This window comes from Bradyrhizobium sp. 139 (assembly GCF_023074175.1).
In the GTDB taxonomy this organism is placed as follows: domain Bacteria; phylum Pseudomonadota; class Alphaproteobacteria; order Rhizobiales; family Xanthobacteraceae; genus Bradyrhizobium.
Window position 1 is genome coordinate 70,440 of sequence record NZ_JADPKS010000024.1, and the last position, 24,232, is coordinate 94,671.

General features: G+C 64.2%; 13 protein-coding genes. 8 read left to right on the forward strand and 5 right to left on the reverse strand.

Translation table 11 applies throughout. The features are described from left to right. Window positions 1-13: 13 nt before the first annotated feature. The gene (malQ, locus tag IVA80_RS06700) at window positions 14-1,975 is read right to left on the reverse strand and encodes a 4-alpha-glucanotransferase (RefSeq protein WP_247426988.1); all 1,962 of its coding nucleotides are present in this window, start codon (window positions 1,973-1,975) and stop codon (window positions 14-16) included. A 204-nt stretch (window positions 1,976-2,179) separates the two neighbouring features. On the opposite strand from malQ, the gene IVA80_RS06705 reads away from it, so the two are divergent. From IVA80_RS06705 to treY, 6 genes are read left to right on the forward strand one after another with little or no spacing between them, the layout of a single operon-like run. Continuing rightward, complete coding sequence (locus IVA80_RS06705; protein ID WP_247426991.1) at window positions 2,180-4,126, forward strand: maltotransferase domain-containing protein; 1,947 nt, start codon at window positions 2,180-2,182, stop codon at window positions 4,124-4,126. Between the two features lie 11 nt (window positions 4,127-4,137). Further along, window positions 4,138-7,431 carry a maltose alpha-D-glucosyltransferase gene (treS, locus tag IVA80_RS06710; RefSeq protein ID WP_247426994.1) on the forward strand — a complete coding sequence of 1,098 codons (3,294 nt, stop codon included), beginning with the start codon at window positions 4,138-4,140 and terminating at the stop codon, window positions 7,429-7,431. After that, window positions 7,424-9,571 carry a 1,4-alpha-glucan branching protein GlgB gene (gene glgB, locus IVA80_RS06715; RefSeq protein ID WP_247426998.1) on the forward strand — a complete coding sequence of 716 codons (2,148 nt, stop codon included), beginning with the start codon at window positions 7,424-7,426 and terminating at the stop codon, window positions 9,569-9,571. Before treS ends, glgB begins: the two co-directional genes overlap by 8 nt. 3 nt (window positions 9,572-9,574) lie before the next feature. Beyond that, window positions 9,575-11,653 (forward strand): glycogen debranching protein GlgX, encoded by a 2,079-nt coding sequence (glgX, locus tag IVA80_RS06720; protein ID WP_247427000.1) that lies wholly within the window; start codon window positions 9,575-9,577, stop codon window positions 11,651-11,653. After that, a complete protein-coding gene (gene treZ, locus IVA80_RS06725) occupies window positions 11,650-13,404 on the forward strand; it encodes a malto-oligosyltrehalose trehalohydrolase (protein WP_247427003.1) in 1,755 nt (584 codons plus the stop codon). The genes glgX and treZ overlap by 4 nt, the downstream gene beginning before the upstream one ends. 1 nt (window position 13,405) lies before the next feature. Further along, window positions 13,406-16,192, forward strand: coding sequence for a malto-oligosyltrehalose synthase (gene treY, locus IVA80_RS06730; protein WP_247427007.1), 2,787 nt, complete (start codon window positions 13,406-13,408; stop codon window positions 16,190-16,192). A gap of 3 nt (window positions 16,193-16,195) precedes the next feature. Here treY and IVA80_RS06735 read toward each other — a convergent pair whose 3' ends face one another. After that, window positions 16,196-16,513: a polyhydroxyalkanoic acid system family protein gene (locus IVA80_RS06735; protein WP_247427009.1), complete on the reverse strand. Its 318-nt coding sequence runs from the start codon at window positions 16,511-16,513 to the stop codon at window positions 16,196-16,198. 178 nt (window positions 16,514-16,691) lie between these two features. Between IVA80_RS06735 and IVA80_RS06740 the strand changes: the two genes are divergently transcribed. Next, a complete protein-coding gene (locus tag IVA80_RS06740) occupies window positions 16,692-16,856 on the forward strand; it encodes a DUF3309 family protein (RefSeq protein ID WP_007595743.1) in 165 nt (54 codons plus the stop codon). Window positions 16,857-16,982: 126 nt separating this feature from the next. Here the strand turns inward: IVA80_RS06740 and ligD are convergent, their stop codons facing one another. Then, the gene (ligD, locus tag IVA80_RS06745; protein ID WP_247427012.1) at window positions 16,983-19,667 is read right to left on the reverse strand and encodes a DNA ligase D; all 2,685 of its coding nucleotides are present in this window, start codon (window positions 19,665-19,667) and stop codon (window positions 16,983-16,985) included. Between the two features lie 117 nt (window positions 19,668-19,784). Here ligD and IVA80_RS06750 point away from each other — a divergent pair, with 117 nt between their 5' ends. Continuing rightward, the gene (locus tag IVA80_RS06750) at window positions 19,785-20,666 is read left to right on the forward strand and encodes a Ku protein (protein WP_247427015.1); all 882 of its coding nucleotides are present in this window, start codon (window positions 19,785-19,787) and stop codon (window positions 20,664-20,666) included. Window positions 20,667-20,788: 122 nt separating this feature from the next. Here the strand turns inward: IVA80_RS06750 and IVA80_RS06755 are convergent, their stop codons facing one another. Beyond that, entirely contained in the window at window positions 20,789-21,478 is a 690-nt protein-coding gene (locus tag IVA80_RS06755) for a response regulator transcription factor (RefSeq protein WP_247427018.1), read from the reverse strand. Next, window positions 21,475-24,198, reverse strand: a complete 2,724-nt coding sequence (locus tag IVA80_RS06760) for a sensor histidine kinase KdpD (RefSeq protein ID WP_247427021.1) — start codon at window positions 24,196-24,198, stop codon at window positions 21,475-21,477. Before IVA80_RS06760 ends, IVA80_RS06755 begins: the two co-directional genes overlap by 4 nt. Window positions 24,199-24,232: the final 34 nt, after the last annotated feature.

The following is a 24,232-nucleotide window of genomic DNA, read 5'->3' on the forward strand; positions in this document are numbered from 1 at the left end:
ATCCCCGGGGTGATCAACTCTCGCCGGTCAACGAACGTTCCCGCGTCGCGGCCTTCAAAGCCGCGAGATCGACCCTGGCGGCGATCCTGTCGAGCGCCACCGGCAGGCGCTGGCGCCAGTTCGGATGCTCGTCGATGGTGCCGGGAATGTTGGGCTGGTCGATCACGCCGAGCAGATCCTCCAGCGACACCGCCAGCAGCCGCGACGGCGTCCGCGACAGGAAGGCGAGCACCGAATAGAGATCGTTGGCGTTGATGCCGTTCTGGTGCAGGATCTCGTCGAGCCTGCCGAGCGCATCCCAGCGCGCCTGGTCGTCCTCGCCGGGATCGAGCCCGAGCGAGAGCTTCATCCTGAGGTCGCTGAAGGAGCGCCAGCCTGCATAGGTGCACAGATCATGCGTGTTCAGCGTGACCAGCGCATTGGGCCGGTAATGATCGGTATTGCGGAAATGGCCGGCATCGTCGCGCTCGAACATCATGACGAGATAGGACCAGATGCCGAAATCCTGCATGGTCTCGCGAAAACCTTCCGGCACGGTGCCGAGATCCTCGCCGATCACGATGCATTTGTGCGCCGCGCTCTCGCGCACCACTGCGCCGAGCAGCGCTTCGAACGGCATCTGCACATAGGCGCCGTTGTCCGGTTTGAATCCGCGCGGCACGAGATAGAGCCGCTTCAAGCCCAGCACATGATCAAGCCGGATGGCGCCGGCATGGCGCATCGAGGCAGCCAGCATGTCGGCGAACGGCACGAAGGATTGGGCCTCCAGGCCACCGGCATTGAAGCCGGCAAGGCCCCAGTCCTGTCCGACGGTGTTGAGCACATCAGGCGGCGCGCCGACGGCGAGATGGCGCGATATCGCCATCTGCTCGTTCCAGGCGTCGAAGCCGTTGGACTGCACACCGACGGCGACATCGAGATAGAGGCCGACGCGCATGCCAAGCTGGCCGGCAAGTTCCTTGGCCGCATGCAATTGCGAATCTGCCGTCCACTGCGCGAATTCGACGAACTCGACGTCGCGCTTGACGGAACCGTTGCGGAGCTCGGCGCATTTGGCTTCATCCGGCTGCTGCCATTCTTGCGGCCACTCCCACCATGGTCCGGTGAAGCGATGCCGCAGCACCTCGAAGCAGGCAAAGCGGGACAATAGCGGCGCGCGCGCGGCACGGAATGCGTCAAATTCCTTGCGGCGCGCTTCGCTCGCGCTGGTCAAGAAACTGCTGAAGGCGGCGCGCAGGCCCAGCCATTTCAACGCCGCCATGTCCGCATAAGGCACACGATCGCCTTCACGCAGCCGCGCGGCGGTCGCGGCCGCATCGGGGACGAGGTCGGGGGAAAATTCCGGGATCGCCTCGACGTCGATGTAGAGCGGGTTGAGAAACAGCCGGCTGTTCGGCGAATAGGGGCTGCAATCGGCCGGCTGATTGTCGAACAGGACGTGCAGCGGGTTGAGCCCGACGCCGTCGGCCCCTAACTGCCTGGCGAGCCGGACGAGGCCGGCAAGATCGGTGAAATCGCCGATGCCCCAATTGCGGTCCGAGCGGACGCTGTAGAGCTGCACGGCAAGCAGCCAGCCGCGGTCGAAATCGCCGCCGAAGGCACGTTCGGGCGCCACGATCATCGGCACTTCTTCAGTCACGCCTTTGGCATCGGTCAGTGTCAACCGGTGATAACCGAGCGGCAGGCCCGCAGGCCACGCGATCACGGGCTCGCGCGTCTCGCCTTGTGCGATCACCTTGCCTTTTCCGGTGATTTTCCATTGCAGCGGCGCAGCGCCAATGGCCGCCAGTTCGGTCCGCGGCTTTCCCAAGGCGCGCACCACGACCGGCCCGCTGACGAAGCGATAGACCCGCTTCTCCGGCAGCGCATCGAGGATGGATTTGAGGGCCACGGGATCGGTGACCCGCAGCTTTCCGAGGGCGTCTACGAATTCAGACTGGACGCCCTTGATCCGGGCTTGAGCTAAAAGATCCATTCGGCACGCGGCTTGCAGGCCACCCTGTCGTCGGGGGCATCGATTTTTACGAGGCGGTGGAAGACGTTAGTCAGACTTAACTCGCAACCCGGGCTGGCCGTTCCCAAGGGAACTAATGCCACACAACCGGCTTTCTATATAGGTATCAAGCGTAGGTTCCCGACAAGGGAAACGGGCTCCTGCTTTCTTGTCAATGGCATCACCGTGAACAAGACAATTCAAACTGTCGAGAGTGCCGCAGCCGGCAGCGCTTTCCTGATCGAGGACGTCTATCCCTTGATCGACGGCGGCCGCTTCGCCGTGAAGCGGATCGCGGGCGAACGGATCGAGGTCTGGGCCGACATCTATCGCGACGGCGATGCAGTGATCGGAGCAGCGCTGATCTGGCGCCGCGAGCAGGACCGGGAATGGCGGAGCGAGCCGATGATCCATCAAGGCAATGACCGGTGGTCCGGCGCGTTCACAATCCTCGAGCCCGGCCAATATGTCTACGCGATCGAAGCCTGGACCGATGAATTCGCCACCTGGTCGCACGGGGTCGCACGCAAGCAGCGCGCCGGTGCGGACATCAGCCTCGATGCGATCGAGGGCGCCGGCCTCCTGACCAAGGCGCATGGCGCGCGGCAGGACGCTGCGGCGGTCATCGTGAAGCAATGCGAGGATTATCTTCAGACCGGCGATGTCGGCTCGCTGCTTGCAGCCGAACTCGGCGCGGCCATGGCTGAAAGCCAGTCGCGGCCCGACCTGACCCGCTCGCAGAACTTCCCGTTGATCGTCGACCGCGACAAGGCGCGCTTTGGCGCCTGGTATCAGATGATGCCGCGCAGCCAGAGCCAGATTCCCGGCCGGCACGGCACGCTCCGTGACTGCATCGCGCGCGTGCCCGACATCGCCGCGATGGGCTTTGACGTGCTTTACTTCACGCCCATCCACCCGATCGGCCACACCCGCCGCAAGGGCCGAAACAATACGCCGGTGGCGACCGAAGGCGATCCCGGCTCGCCCTATGCGATCGGCACTGCCAAGGGCGGGCACGATGCGCTGCATCCTGAGCTCGGCACGATCGAGGATTTCCGCGCGCTGGTCGCGACCTGCCTCGAATACGGCCTCGAGCTCGCACTCGACTTCGCCGTGCAATGCTCGCCGGATCATCCCTGGCTGACGCAGCATCCGGAATGGTTCAAGTGGCGGCCGGACCGCTCGGTGCGGACGGCGGATGGCCCCTATTCGGACATCGTCATTCCCGATTTCGCCTCCGTCGACAGGGCCGGGCTGTGGAACGCGTTTCGCGATGCCATGCTGTTCTGGATCGACCATGGCGTCACCATCTTCGCCATCGACAATCACGACACCGCGCCGCTTCCGTTCTGGGACTGGCTGATCGGCGATATCCGCCGCCGCCATCCCGAGGTAATCCTGTTCTCCAAGACTTTTGCGCGGCCAAAGCTGATGAAGGGCCTCGCCAAGCTCGGCTTTGCGCAGTCCTTCACCTATTTCCCCTGGCGCACGGCGAAGTGGGAGCTGGAGCAATATCTGGACGAGCTGACCCGATATCCCGGGCGGGACTTCTATCGGGCGAACCTGTTCGTGAGCACGCCCGACCTGCTGCCGTATCATCTCCAGGGCGGCGAGCCCTGGGCGTTCAAGTCGCGAGTCGCGCTGGCCGCGATGCTGTCTGGCAGTTACGGCATCTACAGCGGATTCGAGCTGCTGGAGCACGACGCGATCCCCGGCCGCGAAGAATATCTGGATTCCGAGAAATACCAGATCAGGCAGCGCGACTGGGATCGGCCCGGCAACATCAAGCCCTACATCGCTGCGCTCAATCGCATCCGCAATGATAACGCCGCACTTCGGCAAACGCAGAACTTGCGCTTCCTCGGCATCGAGGATGGCGAGACGATCGCTTTTGCCAAGGAGGCGGCTGATCCGGCCAATACCGTCGTCGCGGTCATCGCCCTCTCGCGCCGTGTGCGCGAATTCTGGCTGCCGCTCGGCGACCTCACCATCGACGCCGGCGGCGCGCGCCGCCACGTCACCGCACTCGAAAATATCCTCACAGGCGAACAGTCCCGCGTCGAATGGGGCGGGATCAGATTGCGTATCGATCCCGACCGCGATCCGGCGCTGCTGTTCCGCTGCCTGGCGTAAAGGCGCACGCCATGAATGTTTTGTCTTCCGTCGACGCCAAGAAAGCCGAGGTTGCCGAGATCGTGGACGAGCTCTGGTACAAGGACGCCATCATCTACCAGCTCCACGTCAAGGCGTTTGCCGACAGCAATCAAGACGGCGTCGGCGACTTCGCCGGGCTGACCGAGAAGCTGCCTTATCTCCAGGAGCTCGGCGTCACCGCGCTGTGGCTGCTGCCGTTCTATCCGTCGCCCGGGCGCGACGACGGCTACGACATCGCCGATTACGGCTCGGTCAATCCCGATTTCGGGACGATGAAGGACTTCAAGCGCTTCATCCAGGAAGCGAAGCGCCGCGGCCTGCGGGTGATCACCGAGCTTGTCGTCAACCATACCTCCGACCAGCACAATTGGTTCAAGCGCGCACGCCGCAGCCACCCCGGCTCGAGCGCCCGCAACTGGTACGTCTGGAGCGACACCGACCAGAAATACCAAGGCACGCGGATCATCTTCACCGACACGGAGAAATCCAACTGGACCTGGGATCCCGAGGCCGGCGCGTTTTACTGGCATCGCTTCTTCTCGCACCAGCCGGATCTCAATTTCGACAATCCGCGCGTTGTCAGCGCTCTGATCCAGGTGATGAAGCGCTGGCTCGATGCCGGCGTCGACGGCTTCCGGCTCGATGCCATTCCCTATCTCTGCGAGCGCGAGGGCACCTCGAACGAGAACCTCCCGGAGACGCATGCGATCATCAAACGCCTGCGCAAGGAGCTCGACGCCTACTCCAAGGGAAAGCTGCTGCTGGCCGAGGCCAATCAATGGCCGGAGGACGTGCAGGAATATTTCGGCCGTGGCGACGAGTGCCACATGGCCTACCACTTCCCACTGATGCCGCGCATCTACATGGCGATCGCGCAGGAGGACCGCTTCCCGATCACCGACATCCTGCGCCAGACGCCGGACATTCCCGCGAACTGCCAATGGGCGCTGTTCCTGCGCAACCATGACGAGCTGACGCTGGAGATGGTCACCGACGTCGAGCGCGACTATCTCTGGACCACCTACGCCAACGATCCCCGCGCCCGCATCAATGTCGGCATCCGCCGGCGCCTCGCGCCGCTGATGGACAATGACCGCCGCAAGATCGAGCTGATGAACTCGCTGCTGCTGTCCTTCCCCGGCACCCCGATCGTCTACTACGGCGACGAGATCGGCATGGGCGACAACATTTATCTCGGCGACCGCAACGGCGTGCGCACGCCGATGCAATGGAGCCCGGACCGCAATGGCGGCTTCTCCCGCTGCGACCCGGCCCGCCTCTATGCGCCGCTGATCATGGATCCCGTCTACGGCTACGAATCGGTGAACGTGGAGGCGCAGTCACGCAGCCTGTCCTCGCTGCTCAGCGCGACCAAGCGCCTGATCTCGGTGCGCAAGTCGACGCTCGCTTTCGGCCGCGGCACCATGACCTTCATCCGTCCGGCCAACCGCGCCGTGCTGGCCTATGTCCGGCAGTACGGCGACGAGGTGATCCTCTGCGTCGCCAACCTGTCGCGCGCTGCGCAGGCGACGGAGCTCGACCTGTCGCCATGGAAGGACCGTATCCCGCAGGAGATGCTCGGCCGCACGCGTTTTCCGGCGATCGGCGAACTGCCCTACATGATCACGCTCGGGCCCTACGGCTTCTACTGGTTCCAGCTCACGGAGCGCAACAAGTCCGAGCCGGTGACGCCGCGTGCGGTGCCGGAATTCGAGACGCTGGTGGTGCCGGTCAATTCGACCTGGGTGTCGCTGGCCCGCGAGCGGGGCGTGTTCGAGCATGACGTTCTGCCGGGATTCCTGTCGCGCACGCGCTGGTATCCGGAGCACAACCCCAAGCGCATCAAGCCGACGCTAACCTCGGCGGTGCCGTTCTGTGACATCGGCGATAACCGGCCCTGGATCGCGTTCTTCGAAGCGGCGCAACAGGATGCCACGGCGCGCTACGTGCTGCCGATGCAGATCGAGTGGGTGCGCTTCGACCGCGAACGCTTCAACCCGAGGGCGCTCGCCGCCGTGCGCCAGGGCGCGCGCGAAGGCACGCTGCTGGATGTGGCGACAGAGCAGATCTTCATCGGGCTGTTCCTGCGCAATTTGTCGCAGAACCTGGTGGTGGAAGAGAACAATCTGCGGCTGGAGTTCAAGGCCACCAGCCGGTTCGCCGATTACACCATCAAGGAGCCCGAACGCATCCGCGCGATCGAGCAGTCGAACAGCACGGCGCTGGTCGACAATCAATATGTCGCCAAGATCTATCGCCGGCTCGAAGGCGGCATCAATCCCGAGATCGAGATCGGCTCCTATCTCACCGACGTCGCGCACTTTGCCAATACGCCGGCGTTGCTCGGCAGCGTCGAGCTGGTCGAGGGCGATAGCCGCAGCGCTCTCGGTGTGCTGCACGCCTATGTCGAGAACCAGGGCGACCTCTGGGCCGTCACCACGGGTTATCTCGACCGCTATATCGACGAGCAGCGTGTGCTGCCACCGGGCGAGATGCCCCGCGAAACCCAGGAGCAGGCGCCATATCTGCACTTCATGGCGCAGATCGGACGGCGGCTTGCCGAACTGCATGTGGCTCTCGCCGCCGCAAAGCCCGACGATCTCGCGCCGGAGCCGATCGGCCCCGCACACGTCAAGCGCTGGGCATCCGAGCTCAAGGCACGGGCCGAGCGCATCTTCGAACGGCTTTCTGACAGCCGCGACGGCCTGCGCGAGGCCGATCGGCCTTTGGTCGACCAGCTCGCCGCGGTGCGAGCGACCCTGCCCGATCGTTTCAACGCGCTCTTGCCATCCGACATCGGCGGGTTGAACATCCGTCATCATGGCGACTTCCGCCTCGGGCAAATTCTGATCGTGAAGGACGATATCTTCATCATCGACTTCGACGGCGATCCGCGTCTGCCGCTGGCCGGCAAGCGGCGCAAGGCGCCGGCTGCACGCGACGTCGCTGGCCTGATCCGCTCGATTGATCTTTCGGTTAACGCTGCGATTAACCGCGCGCTCACAGGCGCATCCGACGAACAGGACCGGCTTGCGACCGCACTCGACGAATGGCGCGAACGCGCCGCCGCGACATTCCTTGCGGCCTACCGCGAAGCCATGACCGATCGCCGGCTGTGGCCGGAAGATCGGCAATCCGCGGAAGGCCTGTTAAGGTTTTTCCTGCTTGATCAAGCGTTCGACGAGGTAGAGTACGAGCTGTCCCACCGGCCTGAGGGGCTCCATGCGCCGCTGGCCGGACTGCTTCGCATGTTGTCCAGTGCCGAGAGCGAAGCCCATGCCTAAACTGCCAGCCGAGGCCTACGCGATCATCGAGGGCCGCCACTCCGACCCCTTTCATTATCTCGGCTTGCATCCCGAGGGCGGCAAGAGCGTGGTGCGCGCGTTCCTCCCCGAGGCCGCCAATGTCGAGGTGGTGGGCGACCATGGCGAGGTGGCGAAGCTCGATCGCGTCCACGATTCAGGCCTGTTCATCGGCGCCCTGCCGAACGGCTCGAAGCACTACCAGCTGCGCGCCAAGTTCGGCGACAAAGTCGTCGAGTTCGAGGACGCCTATCGCTTCCCGCCGATCCTGACCGATTTCGATCTCTATCTGCTCGGCGAAGGCACCCACCAGCGCCTCTACGACAAGCTCGGCGCGCACCCGATGCGGCTCGAAGGCATCGAGGGCGTCGGCTTCGTCGTGCTGGCGCCGAATGCGCGGCGCGTGTCCGTGGTCGGCGATTTCAATTTCTGGGACGCGCGGCGCCATCCCATGCGGGTGCGCGGTGCCGGCTATTGGGAGCTGTTCATCCCGCACGCCAAGAGCGGCGATCACTACAAGTTCGATATCATCGGGCCGCGCGGCCATCAATTGCCTCTGAAGTCCGATCCCATGGCATTTGCGAGCGAGGTGCGGCCGAAGACGGCTTCCATCGTGTTCGACGAGGCGCATCTGCCGCGGCCGCGCCCGGCGCCGGACGGCATCAACGCGCTGTCCGCGCCGATGTCGATCTACGAGGTCCATCTCGGTTCGTGGCGGCGCAAGAACGGCGACGAATGGCTCACCTATCGCGAACTGGCCGAACAGCTGCCGGCCTATGCCCGCGACATGGGTTTCACCCATCTCGAATTCCTGCCCGTCAGCGAGCATCCGTTCGACGGCTCCTGGGGCTATCAGCCGACCGGCCTCTATGCACCGACCAGCCGCTTCGGCACGCCGGAGGATTTTGCCGCGCTGGTCGATGCCTGCCATCGCGAGGGCGTCGGCGTGCTGCTCGACTGGGTGCCCGGCCACTTCCCCGACGATCCGCACGGGCTCGGCAGCTTTGACGGCACCTCGTTTTATGAGCATGCCAATCCGCTCCAGGGCCGCCACCTCGACTGGGGCACGCTGATCTACAATTACGGCCGCACTGAAGTGACGAACTTTTTGGTGTCGAACGCGCTGTTCTGGCTCGAGCGTTACGCGATCGACGGCCTGCGCGTCGATGCGGTCGCGTCCATGCTCTATCTCGACTATAGCCGCCCGCCCGGCGCTTGGATTCCGAACCAGTATGGCGGCCGGGAGAACATCGAGGCGATCGCGTTCCTGCGCCGCTTCAACACCGAACTGTTCGCGCGCTTCCCGCAGGCGACCACGGCGGCCGAGGAATCCACGGCATGGCCGCAGGTCTCACGCCCGGTCGAATTCGGCGGGCTCGGCTTCGGCTACAAGTGGAACATGGGCTGGATGCACGACACGCTGAACTACATCAGCAAGGATCCGATCCACCGCAAGCATCATCACGGCGAGATCCTGTTCGGCCTGCATTATGCTTTCTCGGAGAATTTCATCCTGCCGCTGTCGCACGACGAAGTCGTGCACGGCAAGCGTTCGATCCTCGGCCGCATGCCCGGCGACGAATGGCAGCGCTTTGCGAATTTGCGCGCCTATTACAGCTTCATGTTCGGCCATCCCGGCAAGAAGCTGCTGTTCATGGGCGCGGAGATCGCACAGAGCCGCGAATGGAATCACGACCAGTCGCTCGACTGGCACCTGCTCGAATACAAGTATCATTCCGGCATCCAGGCACTGATCCGCGACCTCAACCGGCTCTATCGCGCGGTGCCGGCGCTGCACCAGATGGATTGCGAACAGGCCGGCTTCGAATGGCTGATCACGGATGACGCCAACCGCAACGTGTTCGCCTGGCTGCGCAAGGGATTTGACGAGCATGCGCGGTGTCTCGTGATCATCAACTTCTCACCCAACGTCTATCGCAACTATCGCGTCCCCGTACCTTTTGCCGGCAAGTGGAAAGAGGTGTTCAATTCCGACTCCGCCCACTATGGCGGCACCAATGTCGGGAACATCGGCGAGGTTCATGCGGTTGACGGCAAGATCCCCGAGCTTCGCCTCACCATTCCGCCGCTCGCCGCGATCTTCCTCGTTCCGGAAAGCTGACCGATGCGCCTGACTGCCGGATCGCCCGCACGCCTCGGCGCAAGCTGGGACGGACGCGGCACCAATTTCGCGCTGTTCTCCGCCAATGCCGAGAGGATCGAACTGTGCCTGTTCGACAGCCAAGGCCGCCGCGAGCTCGAACGCATCGAATTGCCGGAGCGCACCGAGGACGTCTGGCACGGCTATCTCAACGACGTCTCACCGGGCCAGCTCTACGGCTACCGGGTGCACGGCCCCTACGAGCCCGAGCACGGCCACCGCTTCAACGCCAACAAGCTGCTGCTCGACCCCTACGCCAAACGGCTCGCCGGACGGCTGGTCTGGAGCGATGCGCATTTCGCCTATCGCACCGGCTCGCCGCGCGAGGACCTCTCCTTCGACCGGCGCGACAATGCCCGCGGCATGCCCAAGGCGGTCGTCGTCGACGAGACCTTCAACTGGGGCCGCCGCGAGATCCGCCCCCACATCGCCTGGGAAGACACCATCATCTACGAGGCCCATGTAAAAGGCTTGACGCAGAAGCGAGGGGACGTGCCGCCGAACCTGCGCGGCACCTATGGCGGACTGTCGTCGCCCGCAATGATCGAGCATTTGAAGAAGCTCGGCGTCACCACGATAGAGCTCCTGCCGATCCACAGCTTCATCGACGACCGCATTCTTGTCGAGAAGAAGCTTGTCAATTACTGGGGCTACAACACGCTGTCGTTCTTCGCGCCGGAGCAGCGCTACGCCCAGGACAATGCGCTCGATTCCTTCCGCACCACGGTCGCGCGCCTGCACGATGCCGGCATCGAGGTGATGCTCGACGTCGTCTACAACCACACCGCCGAAGGCAATCACCTCGGTCCGAGCCTGTGCTATCGCGGCATCGACAATGCCTCCTATTACTGGTTGAACCGCGAGAACCCGCGCTATTACGACGACTTCACCGGCTGCGGCTCGTCGGTAAACCTCACCCATCCGCGCGTGCTCCAGATGGTGATGGATTCGCTGCGCTATTGGGTCGAGGTCTGCCATGTCGACGGCTTCCGCTTCGATCTCGCCACCACGCTCGCGCGCGGGCCGAACGGTTATGATCGCGGCATCTCGTTCCTGACGGCGATCCGGCAGGACCCGGTGCTGGCGACGGTCAAGCTCGTCGCCGAACCCTGGGATCTCGGGCTCGGCGGCTACCAGGTCGGCGCATTCCCTTCACAATGGTCGGAGTGGAACGATCGATATCGCAGCGCCATGCGCCGCTACTGGAGCGGCGAAGGCAGCCTGATCGGCGACATCTCCAGCCGCATGACGGCCTCATCCGACCTGTTCAACCATGATGGACGACGGCCGCGCGCCAGCATCAACCACATCACCGTGCATGACGGCTTCACACTCGCCGACCTCTTCAGCTACAACGAAAAGCACAACGAGGCCAATGGCGAGGACAACCGCGACGGCTCCAGCGACAACCACAGCAACAATTGCGGTGTCGAGGGTCCGACCGACGATCCGAACATTCTCGGGCTGCGACGGCAGCTTCGCAGGAACGTGCTGGCCTGCCTGATGCTGGCGCAGGGCATTCCGCTGATCCTCGCCGGCGACGAGGTTGGCAATTCGCAGTCCGGCAACAACAACGCCTATTGCCAGGACAACGAGGTCGGCTGGGTCGGCTGGGACAATCTCGGCAAGGACGGCGACGACATGGTCGATTTCGTCGCCGGGCTCGCCGACATCCGCCGCAGGTTCTCGCAGCTTCGCAGCCATCGCTGGCTCGACGGCCGCCCCAAGGACGGCATCTCCTACGGCGCGCTGTGGCTGACGCCCGCCGGCGACGAGATGACGGAGAGCGACTGGAAATTCCCGGAAGGGCGGTTCCTCTCTTATGTGATGGGGCCGATGGAACCCGGCAGCGCCGCGATCTTTATCGTACTGAACGCCGCCCCCGAAGAAATCGCATTCAAATTGCCCAAAATGACCGAATACAAGAGCTGGCAGCAGATCCTGAACACCACCGATGCCAAGCTGAACAGCGTTGATTTCCTGCCTGGAAGCGACAGCAAGGCGTCGCCGCGCTCCGTGCTCGCCTTCGCGGGGGCGCTATGAGGCCATCCTTCGGGGCGAGGCCGACCAAGGACGGCGTGTCGTTCCGGCTGTGGGCGCCCGGTGCTCGCCGTATCGATCTCCTGCTCGACGGGAGGCACGCGATGCAGCGCCGGCAGGATGGCTGGTATGTCGCCGAGATTGCCGGCTTGAGCGTCGGCAGTCCCTACAAATTCAGGATCGACGACGAGATCGACGTGCCCGATCCTGCATCCGCCTTCCAGCCAGAAGACGTTTCTGGCCCGAGCGAAGTGGTCGATCATGATGCCTTCGCATGGCGCGCGCGCGATTGGCGCGGACGTCCCTGGGAAGAGACGGTGCTGATCGAGACCCATGTCGGCACCTTCACGCCTGAGGGCACCTGCCGCGCCATGATCGACAAGCTCGATCATCTCGTCGCAACCGGCATCACTGCGCTGGAATTGATGCCGCTGGCCGATTTCGCGGGCCGCCGCGGCTGGGGCTATGACGGCGTGCTGTGGTACGCGCCCGACAGCGCCTATGGCCGGCCCGAGGACCTGAAGGCGCTGATCGACGAGGCGCATCTGCGCGGGCTGATGGTGTTCCTCGACGTCGTCTACAATCATTTCGGACCGGAAGGAAATTACCTCGGCCGCTACGCGCCAACCTTCTTCACCGATGCGCACACGCCCTGGGGCAGCGCAATCGACTATCGCGTGCCGCAGGTGCGTGCGTTCGCGGTCGAGAACGCACTGTCCTGGCTCAGCGACTACCGCTTCGACGGCCTGAGACTCGATGCCGCCAATCACATCATGGCGATCCCGGGCGAGCAGTCGATGTTGCAGGACCTCAGTGTCGCCGCCGGCGAGCTCGCCAAGGCCACGGGGCGGCACATCCATCTCGTGCTGGAGAACGGCGACAACCGCGCCAGCCTGCTCGATGCCGGCCAGGATCCGCCCAACGGCAAATATCGCGGGCAGTGGAACGACGACTATCACCACGTCTGGCACGTGATGCTGACGGGCGAGCTCGCCGGCTACTACGCCGACTACCAGACGCCGCGCATGGATCTTGCGCGCGCGCTCGCGTCGGGCTTCGTCTATCAGGGCGAGATCTCGGAATTCTGGGGCAAGAAGCCGCGCGGCGAGGCGAGCGGTGAGCTGCCGCCGGCCACCTTCGTCAACTTCCTGCAAAACCACGACCAGATCGGCAATCGCCCACTGGGTGATCGGCTCGAGAGCCTGGCATCGCCGCAGCAGATCGAAGCCGCGCTCGCGGTGACACTGCTCGCACCGATGGTGCCGATGCTGTTTCAGGGCGAGGAATGGGGCTCGACGGTGCCCTTCCCGTTCTTCTGCGATTTCCAGGGTGGCCTTGCCGACGCCGTGCGCGAGGGTCGCAAGCAGGAATATGCCTGGGCTTACGAGAAATATGGCGACGAAGTGCCCGACCCGCTCGATCCCGCAACGCTGCAATCGGCCGTTCTGGATTGGACCGGCCACACGCCGGAGCAGGACACGCGGCTCGCCCGGGTGCGGGACCTGCTCGCACTCCGCCACAAGGCGATCGCGCCGCGGCTGAAGAATGCGAAGTTCGGCGATGCCGCGGCGGCCGATAGCGGCCTGCTCACCGCGCATTGGCGCATGGGCGATGGCACGACGTTACGCCTGACCGCCAATCTCTCGGACAAGGACATCGCACGTCCCGGCGATGCTACGGGCACGCCTATCTGGGGCGCTATCAACGGCGATCGGCTCCCGCCCTGGTCAGTGATCTGGCATCTCGGAGGTTAGCATGCCTCCTGCCATTCCGCTTGCGACCTATCGGCTTCAGCTCACCGCGGATTTCGACTTCGACAAGGCCTCAACGATTATTCCCTATCTCAAGGCGCTGGGCATCACGCATCTCTACGCCTCGCCGGTGATGAAGGCGCGCAAGGGCTCGACCCACGGTTACGACACCGTCGATCACAGCCAGCTCAGTCCCGAGCTCGGCGGCGAGGCCGGCTTTGCCCGGCTGAGCGACGCCCTCAAGCAGCACGACCTCGGCCTCATCATCGATTTCGTTCCGAACCATGTCGGCGTGCACTTCGCCGACAATCCCTGGTGGCTGGATGTGCTGGAATGGGGGCAGGCCTCGCCGCATGCGGTTTCCTTCGACATCGACTGGGATCAACTGGCCTACCGCGCCCGCGGCGGCGTGCTGCTGCCGATCCTCGGCTCGCCCTATGGCGAGGCGCTGGAGCGCGGCGAGATCGAGCTGCACTACGATCCCGACGAAGGCAGTTTTTCCGCCTGGTATTTCGAGCATCGCCTGCCGATCGCGCCGGAGCGCTATGGCGAAATGCTGCGCATGATCGTGAAGGAAGCGGACGCCGCCGAGACGGAGGCCGGCAAGCGCCTGCTCGCGCTCGCGGCGCGCTACACCGGATTGCGCCGCCCTAACCGCAAGCAAGCGCCCGGCTTCAAAGCGGAGCTCAAGGATATCGCAGGCAGCGCCGACATCATCGTACGCGGCCTCGCCGCCTATCGTTCCGCCAAGGATCGTCCGGCGCAGACGCTGGCGCTGCATCATCTGCTGGAGCGCCAGCACTACAAGCTCGGGCACTGGCGGCTTGCCTCCAGCGACATCAATTATCGCCGCTTCTTCGACGTCAATGGGCTTGCGGGGCTGCGCGTCGAGGATCCCGGCACGTTCGCCGCCACGCACCGGCTGGTGAAGCAGCTCATTGCGGACGGCAAGCTGCAAGGCATCCGCCTCGATCACATCGACGGCCTGCGCGATCCCGCCCAATATTGCCAGCGGCTGCGCCGGCTGGTGCGCGACGCGCAAGGCAACACAAAACCGTTCTATACCGTGGTCGAAAAAATCCTATGCGAGCACGAGCGCCTGCCGCATCTTGCCGGCGTGCAGGGCACCACGGGCTATGAGTGGATGAACGTCATCACCCAGGTTCTGGTCGACGCGAAAGGGCTGGAGGCGCTGAACGAGATCTGGCGGCAGATCAGCAACCGGCCGCCGCAGCTAGCACCTTACGTCAAGGACGCCAGGCGGCGCGTGCTCGAGACCCTGCTGACCAGCGAATTCATCGTGCTGAGCCGTCTGCTCGCGCGCATTGCCAACGGCCACTACTCGACCCGCGACTTTTCCGCCGACAGCCTGCGGCAGGCGCTCGAACTCTATGTGCTGCACTTCCCGGTCTATCGCACCTACCTGACGCATAGTGGCCCGACTGCCCTCGACCGCAAGCTGATCGACGGCACCATCGAACGCGCCCGCTCGGACTGGTTCGCCGCGGACGAAGGCATTTTCGCCTTCCTGCGCGACGCGCTGACCATGGACCTGCTCAAGCCCGGTCGTCCCCCGCACAGTGCGCCGCGGGTGCGCCGCTTCGCGTTGAAGGTGCAGCAGTTCACGGGACCGATGACGGCGAAGTCGCTGGAGGACACCGCGTTCTATCAATTCCACCGGCTGCTCGCCCTGAACGAGGTCGGCGGCGATCCCGCGAGCACCGGCCTCACGATACCTGCCTTCCACGAGGCCATGCGCGCGCGCGCCAAAGAATGGCCGCAAGGGATGACGGCAACCGCGACCCACGACACCAAGCGCGGCGAGGATGCCCGTGCGCGGATCGCGTCACTCAGCCAGATTCCCGGCGAGTGGACCAGCGCGGTTTCGCGCTGGAAGGTGCTGAATGCGCCCCACCTCGCGCTCCAGGCCGATCTGCGCGCGCCGTCCGCAACGGTCGAATACATGCTCTACCAGACCCTGCTCGGCGCCTGGCCGCTCCAGGGGCCGGCGGATGCCGACTTCGTCGAGCGCATCCAGGCCTATGCGCTGAAGGCTGCGCGCGAGGGCAAGGAGGAGACCAGCTGGCTCAATCCGCACGAGGCGTACGAGAACGGCATCAACAGTTTCATCGAGAAAATCCTCGACCCCGCGCAATCCGGCGAGTTCCTGGAGGCGCTGCAAACCCTGGCGCGCCGCGTCGCGCTGCTCGGCGCCTTGAATTCGCTGAGCCAGCTCACGCTCAAGGCGACACTGCCTGGCGTGCCTGATTTCTACCAAGGCACTGAATTCTGGGACATGTCGCTGGTCGATCCCGACAACCGCCGCTCCGTGGATTTTGCCGCGCGGCAGGCGGCGCTCGCCTTGCTGGAAACTCCGGACTGGCGCGGTCTGATCAAGACCTGGCCGGACGGCCAGCTCAAGCTGGCCTGGACGCGGCACCTCCTCAAGCTTCGCAACGAACTCGCAGACGTCTTCATGCAGGGCGATTACCAGCCGCTGGAGGTGCGCGGCGCCCACGCCGACCATGTCATCGCCTTCGCCCGCCGCCGTGGCCGCAGCGCGGCAATCGTCGTGGTCGGGCGCCTGTTCGCGCCATTCACGCAAGCGGGGCGGGAATGGCCGGTGCTTGAAGAATTCGACGCGACTGTCGATATCACAGGCTATGCGGCGCCGGGACTTTCGGCCAATGAACTGCCGCTCGCGCAGGCCTTCCGCGATTTTCCCGCTGCCGTCATTGAGGCGCGCGCCGAAAGCACTGTGAAGTCCGCACGGCCACGTGTGCGCGCCTGACGCCTATTTTCCCTCGTCCTTGGTGAGCAGAACCTGCCCGCGCTTGCGGATGGTCGCCTGCGCCATCTCGGCAAAACGCTGCAACAGCCACGGCAGCACCACCTCGACCCGGACGTGGTCGTCGGCGACCTCGATCTGGCCGCTAGCGATCTGCCCAAGCGCGCGGATGCGGAAATTCATGCTGTCGCCGGTCCAGTGCGCCTCCTCGACCTGCAGCACAGGAATGCTGGTTGCGGCGCGGCCGAGCCCGGTCTTGAGCCGGCGCACCGCCTCCTCGCGGCCGAGACGATGCGGAATGGAAACGACAAGCGGTGCCGACATGGCCCTGCCCCGTGATGATTGATGCTCACATAGTCATGCCGGCCGGACAGGCAAAGGTTCCATGCAACCCGGCCTGTTCGCCGTGTTTCCGCGGGGGAACTTTAAAATCTGCGGCAAGTTGCCTTCCACATCGGGGAGGATGCAACAACCCTTCCAACAGAGGGCGGAGGAGATTCGCATGTCTATCGGTACGATCATTTTGATCATTCTGGTCATTGCCCTGCTCGGTGGCTTCAGCGGCATCGGCGGCGGTCCGTTCTACGGCACCGGCTATTACGGCGGCGGCGGCCTCGGCCTCGTCATCGTCATCCTGCTGATCCTGCTATTGCTGGGACGGATCTAGCCGAGGCACGAACGTAGGTGGGTTAGCGGTTGCGGCGGCGCCAAGCGCAGTCCGCTCGGCGTAACCCACCTCTTTCGTTCCGCAGAAACGGAACTGGTGGGTTGCGCCTTCGACTAAGAACCCACCCTATTTCATTTTCCCCGCCAGCTTTTTGATCGCCGCCTTGATTGACACGGCGGCATCGTCATAACCCTCCCACGCCTTCGATCGCGTCAGCAGGCCGGGCACAGTCCGCATCGTGTACCGCTTCGGATCGAGATCACCCTTCACCTGCGCCCAGGTCAGGGGCATCGACACGGTCGCGCCATCGCGCGCGCGAGGCGACAGCGGGGCTACCGCCGTCGACATGCGGTCGTTGCGCAGATAATCCAGGAAGATCTTTCCGTTGCGCAGCTTCTTCGACATGTTGAGCAGATAGCGCTCGGGATCGTCGTCGGCCATCCACTGGCAAACGCCTTGCGCGAACGCCTTGGCTTCCTTCCAGCTCACCCTGTCGCGCGCGCCGTGGAGCAGCGGCACCACCACGTGCAGGCCCTTGCCGCCGGTGGTCTTGCAAAAGCTCTCCATGCCGACGCCGGTGAGGCGCTGCCGCATCTCCTTGGCTGCTTCCACGACATCGGCGAACTCAACATCCGGCGCGGGATCGAGATCGAACACCAGCCGGCCCGGCGTGTCATACGCGTCGGGCGCGCAATTCCAGGGATGCAGCTCGACGCCGCCGATTTGCGCGACCGCGGCAAGCCCCTCGATTCGATCGATCTGCAGGTAGGGCTTGCGGTCGCCTGAGACCCGCGCGAGTTCCAGAAGGTTCGACGTGCCCTGCATGGCGTGGCGCTGGAAGAAGCATTCACCCTTGATGCCGTCAGGGGCGCGGATCAGCGAGCACGGCCGGCCCTTGAGGTGCACGATCATCCATTCGCCGACGGCTTCGAGATAGCGCGCGAGATCCAGCTTGGTAACGGGATCGCCATTGCCGTCGTCCGGCCAGAGCTCCTTGTCCGGCTTGGAGATGACGACACCCATCACTTCGGCACCGCCGCCGGCCTGGGCCGTTCGTGCGCCGGTCGTTGCTTTCGAGCGCGGCTTGGCCTGCCGCCCGGTCGAGGGCTCAGCGAGCTCGGTGTCGGCAGGTGTTTCCGCCTCGACCTCCTCGGCCGGCTTGTCCTGCCGCAGCCCTTTGAAGGCGGCCTGGCGGATATTGCCGTCGGCGGTGAAGCCGGCGAACTCGATTTCGGCGACGAGATCCGGCCTGAGCCAGTGCATGTCACGCGTCTTCTTCGGTGCATTCTTGCCGCCGAAGGGATTGTCCTTGGCCTCCCTGGCTTTCAGGGACGGCATGATGCGCTTGACCTTGTCCGCGCCGAAGCCGGTGCCGACCATGCCGACGAAGGCGAGATGATCGCCGCGGTGCACGCCGGCCATCAGCGAACGGAATTTGCCGTTGGTGGTCTTGTAGCCGCCGATCACGACCTCATGGCCGGCACGGCATTTTGCCTTGGTCCAGCTCTCGGTGCGGCCGGAGCGATAGGGCGCATCCAGCTTCTTCGACACCACGCCTTCGAGCTCGAGCTTGCAGGCCGATCGCAGCACGGCATCGCCGCCGCTCTCGAAATGCTCGACATAGCGGATCTGGCCCGATTTCTTCTTGCGTGCTTCCAGGAGTTCCTTGAGCCGTTCCTTGCGCTCGCCGAGCGACAGGCGCCGGCAATCGAGGCCCTCGGCGAACAGGAGGTCGAAGGCAAAGAAGATCAGGTCCTCGGTCCTGCCGTCCGACAGCGCGGCCTGGAGCGAGGAGAAATTCGGCGCTCCGTTGTGATCGAGCGCAACGATCTCGCCGTCAACCATGACGTCGGCAAGCTCGCGCGCCTCCTTCACGATCGCCGCGAACTTGTCGGTCCAGTCGAGGCCCTTGCGCGTCTTCAGCGTCGCCTCGCCGTCCTCGACGCGGAGCTGGACGCGATAGCCGTCAAACTTGATCTCGTGACACCAGCCATTGGCCGCCGGCGGCCGCTCGACCGAGGTGCAGAGCTGCGGCGCGACGAAGTCCGGCATCTCCGAGACTTTTTTCGCGTCTGTCGCGGTCGCTGCCTTCTTTTTTGTCCCCTTCCCCCGCTTCAACGCCGCGCCGGGCGCCGGCCTGACCGTGCGCCCTTTTGGCTCCTCGACACGATTGGACTGCCACACCGCGTCGGCCTTGGCTCCCTTCCCCAGCATGAACGGTTTTGGTGCGCGCCCCTTGCCTTCGGCGATCTGATCCATCGCGCGGCCGGAGGCCACCGACTTGTCCTCGTCGAGAATGTCGTTGTCCGCACCCTCGCGGACATATTCGTCGCGATGCTTGATCAAGAGCCAGTTGGTGCGCTTGCCGCCGGCGCGGTCGTTGCGCATGCGCACGAGCACCCAGCTTCCATTCAGCTTGTCGCCGTGCAGCGTGAACTTCAGATCGCCTTTCTTGAAGCCGCGCTCGGGATCGTCGGACTCCCAGGTGCCGCGGTCCCAGAGCATGACCGTGCCGCCGCCATACTGCCCTTCCGGAATCGTGCCTTCGAAATCGCCATAGTCGAGCGGATGGTCCTCGACCTCGACCGCCAGCCGCTTGTCATGCGGATCGAGCGAGGGTCCCTTGGTCACCGCCCACGACTTGAACACTCCATCGAACTCGAGCCGAAGATCATAGTGCAGCCGCGTCGCATCGTGCTTCTGGATCACGAAGCGCCGCTGCTTCGTGGGCGCCACTGCCGTCTTGCCCGACGGCTCCGGTGTCTTCTCGAAATCACGCTTCTGGCGATAGGTGGAGAGTTTTCGCAGCACGACCGGTCCCGCATTTCTCTTCGGCGTTGAAGCCTATCACGGCAAACGTCCCACCCGGAACCAAAACCCGATAGGGCGGTTGGGTTCCAAAATGCCTTGAAACCGCTGGAGAACGGAATGGCCCCGCGCGCCTATTGGAAGGGAACGTTAAGGCTCTCGCTGGTCAGTTGTCCGGTCGTGCTTTATCCGGCGACCACCGCGGCCGAGAAGACGCGGTTTCACATGATCAATCGCGAGACCGGCAACCGGCTCAAGCAGCAGATGGTGGACTCCGAGACCGGTGACGTGGTCGAGAGCGACCAGAAGGGACGCGGCTACGAACTGCGCAAGGGCAAATATGTCGAGATCGAGCCGGAGGAGCTCGAGGCAGTCCAGATCGAGAGCAACCACACCATCGACATCGAGAGCTTCGTGCCGAGCGACGAGATCGACCAACGCTACCTCAACCACCCCTATTACATGGCGCCCGAAGGAAAGGCCGCGATCGACGCCTTTGCCGTGATCCGCGACGCCATGAAGGATGAGGATCGCGTCGCGCTCGCCAAGATCGTGCTCACCAATCGCGAGCACATCATCGCGATCGAGCCCCTTGGCAAGGGTCTGCTCGGCACTACGCTGCGCTATCCCTACGAGCTGCGCGACGAGGACCAGTTCTTCGACGATATCAAGAGCCCGAAGATCACCAAGGACATGGTCGAGCTCGCTGGGCACATCCTGCACGCCAAGGCCGCGCATTTCGATCCGAGCAAGTTCAAGGATGAGTACGAGGACGCGCTGAAGTCGCTGGTGAAGCGGAAAGCGAGTGGCAAGAAGATCGAACTTCCCGAGCGCGAGGAGCAGCCGAGCAACGTCGTCAACCTGATGGATGCGCTGAAGCAGAGCCTGAAGGGACGCGGTGGGAAGACGTCGGCGAAGTCTCATCCGCGCCGCGCGACCGGGCGGCAGCGAGCCGCGAAGAAGGCTCATCGCTCGACGGCGGCGCGTCGCAAGGCGGGCTAGTTGGCCTTGTCATTCCGGGGCGATGCGAAGCATCGAACCCGGAATCTATCGCGGCAAGCGTGATGTGTGGAGAAATGGATTCCGGGCTCGCGCTGACGCGCGCCCCGGAATGACGGCGCGGCTCAATCCCCCGCCTTCAACCGGTACCCGACCCCCGTCTCGGTCAGCACATATTGCGGCCGTTCCGGATCGGCTTCGATCTTCTGGCGGAGCTGGCGGACATAGACGCGCAGATATTGTGCGTCGGTCAGCTCGTCCCAGAGCTCCTTGAGCAGGAACCGGTGCGTCAGCACCTTGCCGGCGTGCTGCACCAGCACGCGCAAAAGATCGTACTCTTTCGGTGACAGTTTTATCTCACGCTCGCCGACCTTGACGATGCGGCGCACGAGATCAACGGAGAGATCGCCGGTGCGGAACACCGGACGCTCGCCCTGAACCTGGAGCTGGTGGCGCAGCGCGGCGCGCAGGCGCGCCAAGAGCTCGTCCATGCCGAACGGCTTTGTCAGATAATCGTCGGCGCCAAGATCGAGCGCTTGCACTTTGCCGGCCTCGTCGCCGCGGCTCGACAGCACCACGAGCGGCACCCCCTCGTTGCGGCCACGGATGGTGCGCAGCAACTCGTGGCCCTGGATGTCTGGCAGGCCGAGATCGAGAATGATCAGCGCGGGTTCTTCGGCGAGCTTCTCGAGCGCGGTCTTTCCGTTCGACGCCTCCAGGATCTCATATCCTTGTGTCGAGAGTCCCATTCTCAGCAATTTTCGGATCGGCGGCTCGTCGTCGATGACCAGAACCTTGATCGGGGCAGCGCTCATGCGGCGGTATCCAATGCGTGGGTCTGTGCCGGAATGGGCAGACGGATGGTGAGGATCGCGCCGCTCCGGTCGCCGCGGTTGGCGGCCGAAATCGTGCCCCGCATCGCCTCGACGAAGCCGCGGGAGATGGCGAGCCCCAGCCCGGTGCCGGGACGGACATGGTCGCCCTTCTGCACGCGATAGAACTTGTCGAACACGCTCTCAAGCTCGTCAGGCGGAATGCCACCACCCTGGTCGGCGATCTCTAGCACAACATGATCCCCCTCGCGCTGGCTGCGGATCGAGATTGTTGTATCGGGCAGCGAATATTTTGCGGCATTGTCGAGCAGATTGAACAGCACTTGCTCGAACAGCACGGCATCCAACTGAAGCATCGGCAGATCGGCCGCCAGCACCAGCTCCACCTTGTGGGCCGTCAAGATCTTGCTCGCACGCCGGAGCGCGCTGCCGACGATCTCGCCGAGATCGTGCAGCGCTGCGTTGGGCACGATGGCGCCGGATTCGAGCTTGGTCATGTCGAGCAGATTGGCGATAAAGCGGTTGAGACGCTCGGACTCGTCGATCACGGTGGCGAGCAAATCGCGCTTCTCGGTGTCGGACAGCGCACCGGCGAGATCGCGCATGGTCGAGGCCGCGCCAAGCACGGAGGCGAGCGGTGTCTTGAGATCATGCGAAATCGAGGTCAAAAGCGCAGAGCGCAACCGCTCGGATTCGACGGTGCGCTTGACGCGATCCACGTCCTCGACCAGCAGCACGCGCTCGATGGCCAGTGCGCCCTGGTCGACGAGTGCATCGAGCAGCCGGCGCTGGTCCGGGGTCAGCAGCGGACCGGTGCGGTCATCGTCGATGCCGATGACGCCGATCGGACCACGCCCGGTGCGCATCGGCAGGAACAACCGTTTGGCACCCGGCAGCGTGTCCGAGCCGCGGCCCGCGGAACGATCGTTGCTCCAGGCCCAATTGGCGGCGGCAAGATCAGCCTGATCGAGCTCATCCTCGGGCGGATAGCCGGACTTCACCATGAGCGGGCCTTGCTCCGGCAGCAGCAGCACCACGCGGACCTTCAGCATCAGCGCGATCTGATAGGCGGTCGCCCACAGCACGTCGTCGAGCGTACCGGTGCCGGCGAGCTTGCGGCTGAAAGCATAGAGCTGCTCGGTCGTCCGGACGCGGCCGATCGCGGTATCCGCCTGGGTGCGCACCCGCCCAGCGACATTCGACACCACGAACGCAATCAGCATGAAGAAGAAGAACGCCGCGACATTGGTCGGATCAGTGATGGTGAACGTATAGACCGGCGGCAGGAAGAAGAAATTGTAGGCAAGTGACGCCGCCACACTCGCGAGCAGTGACGGCCACAATCCGTAGCGCACGGCGACCGTCACCACGGCGGTCAGGAACATCAGGTCAACGTTCTCAATACCAAAATACGGCTTGATGGCTACGGCAGCAGCAAGGCCAAGCGCGGTGATCCCGAGTGCCTTGAGAAAGGGCCGGGCATCGAACGGGTCCGATCGCGCTGCGGTCTGCACCGCCGTCTTCGGCGCCGGCTGGTCGGCGAGTTCGTCGCCAGGAACGACATGTACGCTGATGTTCCCCGCACGGCGCACCAGATCGTGCACGACCGACCCGCGTGTCATCTCGAACCAGCGCGAGCGGGTCGACTTGCCGATCACGATCTGCGTGACGTTGCTGCCTTGCGCGAAATTGATGACGTCGTCGGCAATGCGCCGGCCGACAGCCGGAATGGTCAGCGCCTCGCCGCCAAGCGCCTCTGCGAGCCGCAGCGTATCGGCAACGCGATCGCGCTCCTCATCCGACAATTGCAGCGATCGCCGCGTCTCAATCGAAACTGCGGTGAACGGTGCATGCAGCCGGTCGGCCAGCCGCTTTGTATAGCGCACGAGCCCGGCCGAGCGGGGATCCTCGCTGACACAGACGAGAATGCGCTCGCCCGCGGCCCAGGGACCGGCGATGGCGTTCGCCTGCATGTGATTGAGAAGCTGCTCGTCGACCCGCTCCGCCGTTCGTCGCAGCGCAAGCTCGCGCAATGCGGTCAAATTGCCCGGCGAGAAATAGTGGTCAAGGGCCCGCTCGGCCTGCCTCGGGACATAGACCTTGCCTTCTCTCAGCCGCTGGATCAAATCGTCGGGCGTGAGGTCGATCAGTTCGATCGCATCCGCCCGGTCAAACACCGAATCCGGCACCGTCTCGCGCACCCGCACATGAGTGATCTGGGCGACGACGTCGTTCAGACTCTCGATGTGCTGGATGTTGACGGCGGTATAGACGTCGATGCCATGGGAGAGCAGCTCCTCGACGTCGAGATAACGCTTGGGATGGCGGCTGCCGGGTGCGTTGGTGTGGGCGAGCTCGTCAACCAGTGCAATTTTCGGCCGCCGCGCGATCACGGCATCGAGGTCCATCTCCTCGACGATCTGGCCGCGGTAGTCGATCCTCCTGCGCGGGACCATTTCGAGTTCACGCACCAGCGCCTCGGTCTCAGCGCGGCCATGGGTCTCGACGAAGCCGACCACGACGTCGATGCCGGCCTTGCGTTTGGCATGGGCGCTTTGCAGCATCTCGTAGGTCTTGCCGACGCCGGGGGCGGCGCCGACAAAGATCTTCAGCCTGCCGGTCGCACTCTCCTCCCGGCGCGCTGCTTCCAGCAGCGCCTCCGGAGACGGACGTTGTTCGGGATCGCGGCGCTCTCGGACCATCACACCAATATAATCATCCGGGCGCCGCGAGCCT

What these genes read in the sequence shown, in the direction of transcription:
- IVA80_RS06750 (WP_247427015.1), top strand. Translation starts at nt 19,785, where the DNA reads ATGGCCCCGCGCGCCTATTGGAAGGGAACGTTAAGGCTCTCGCTGGTC.
- IVA80_RS06760 (WP_247427021.1), bottom strand. Translation starts at nt 24,198, where the DNA reads ATGGTCCGAGAGCGCCGCGATCCCGAACAACGTCCGTCTCCGGAGGCG.
- treS (WP_247426994.1), top strand. Translation starts at nt 4,138, where the DNA reads ATGAATGTTTTGTCTTCCGTCGACGCCAAGAAAGCCGAGGTTGCCGAG.
- IVA80_RS06755 (WP_247427018.1), bottom strand. Translation starts at nt 21,478, where the DNA reads ATGAGCGCTGCCCCGATCAAGGTTCTGGTCATCGACGACGAGCCGCCG.
- glgX (WP_247427000.1), top strand. Translation starts at nt 9,575, where the DNA reads ATGCGCCTGACTGCCGGATCGCCCGCACGCCTCGGCGCAAGCTGGGAC.
- IVA80_RS06735 (WP_247427009.1), bottom strand. Translation starts at nt 16,513, where the DNA reads ATGTCGGCACCGCTTGTCGTTTCCATTCCGCATCGTCTCGGCCGCGAG.
- malQ (WP_247426988.1), bottom strand. Translation starts at nt 1,975, where the DNA reads ATGGATCTTTTAGCTCAAGCCCGGATCAAGGGCGTCCAGTCTGAATTC.
- treZ (WP_247427003.1), top strand. Translation starts at nt 11,650, where the DNA reads ATGAGGCCATCCTTCGGGGCGAGGCCGACCAAGGACGGCGTGTCGTTC.
- glgB (WP_247426998.1), top strand. Translation starts at nt 7,424, where the DNA reads ATGCCTAAACTGCCAGCCGAGGCCTACGCGATCATCGAGGGCCGCCAC.
- treY (WP_247427007.1), top strand. Translation starts at nt 13,406, where the DNA reads ATGCCTCCTGCCATTCCGCTTGCGACCTATCGGCTTCAGCTCACCGCG.
- IVA80_RS06740 (WP_007595743.1), top strand. Translation starts at nt 16,692, where the DNA reads ATGTCTATCGGTACGATCATTTTGATCATTCTGGTCATTGCCCTGCTC.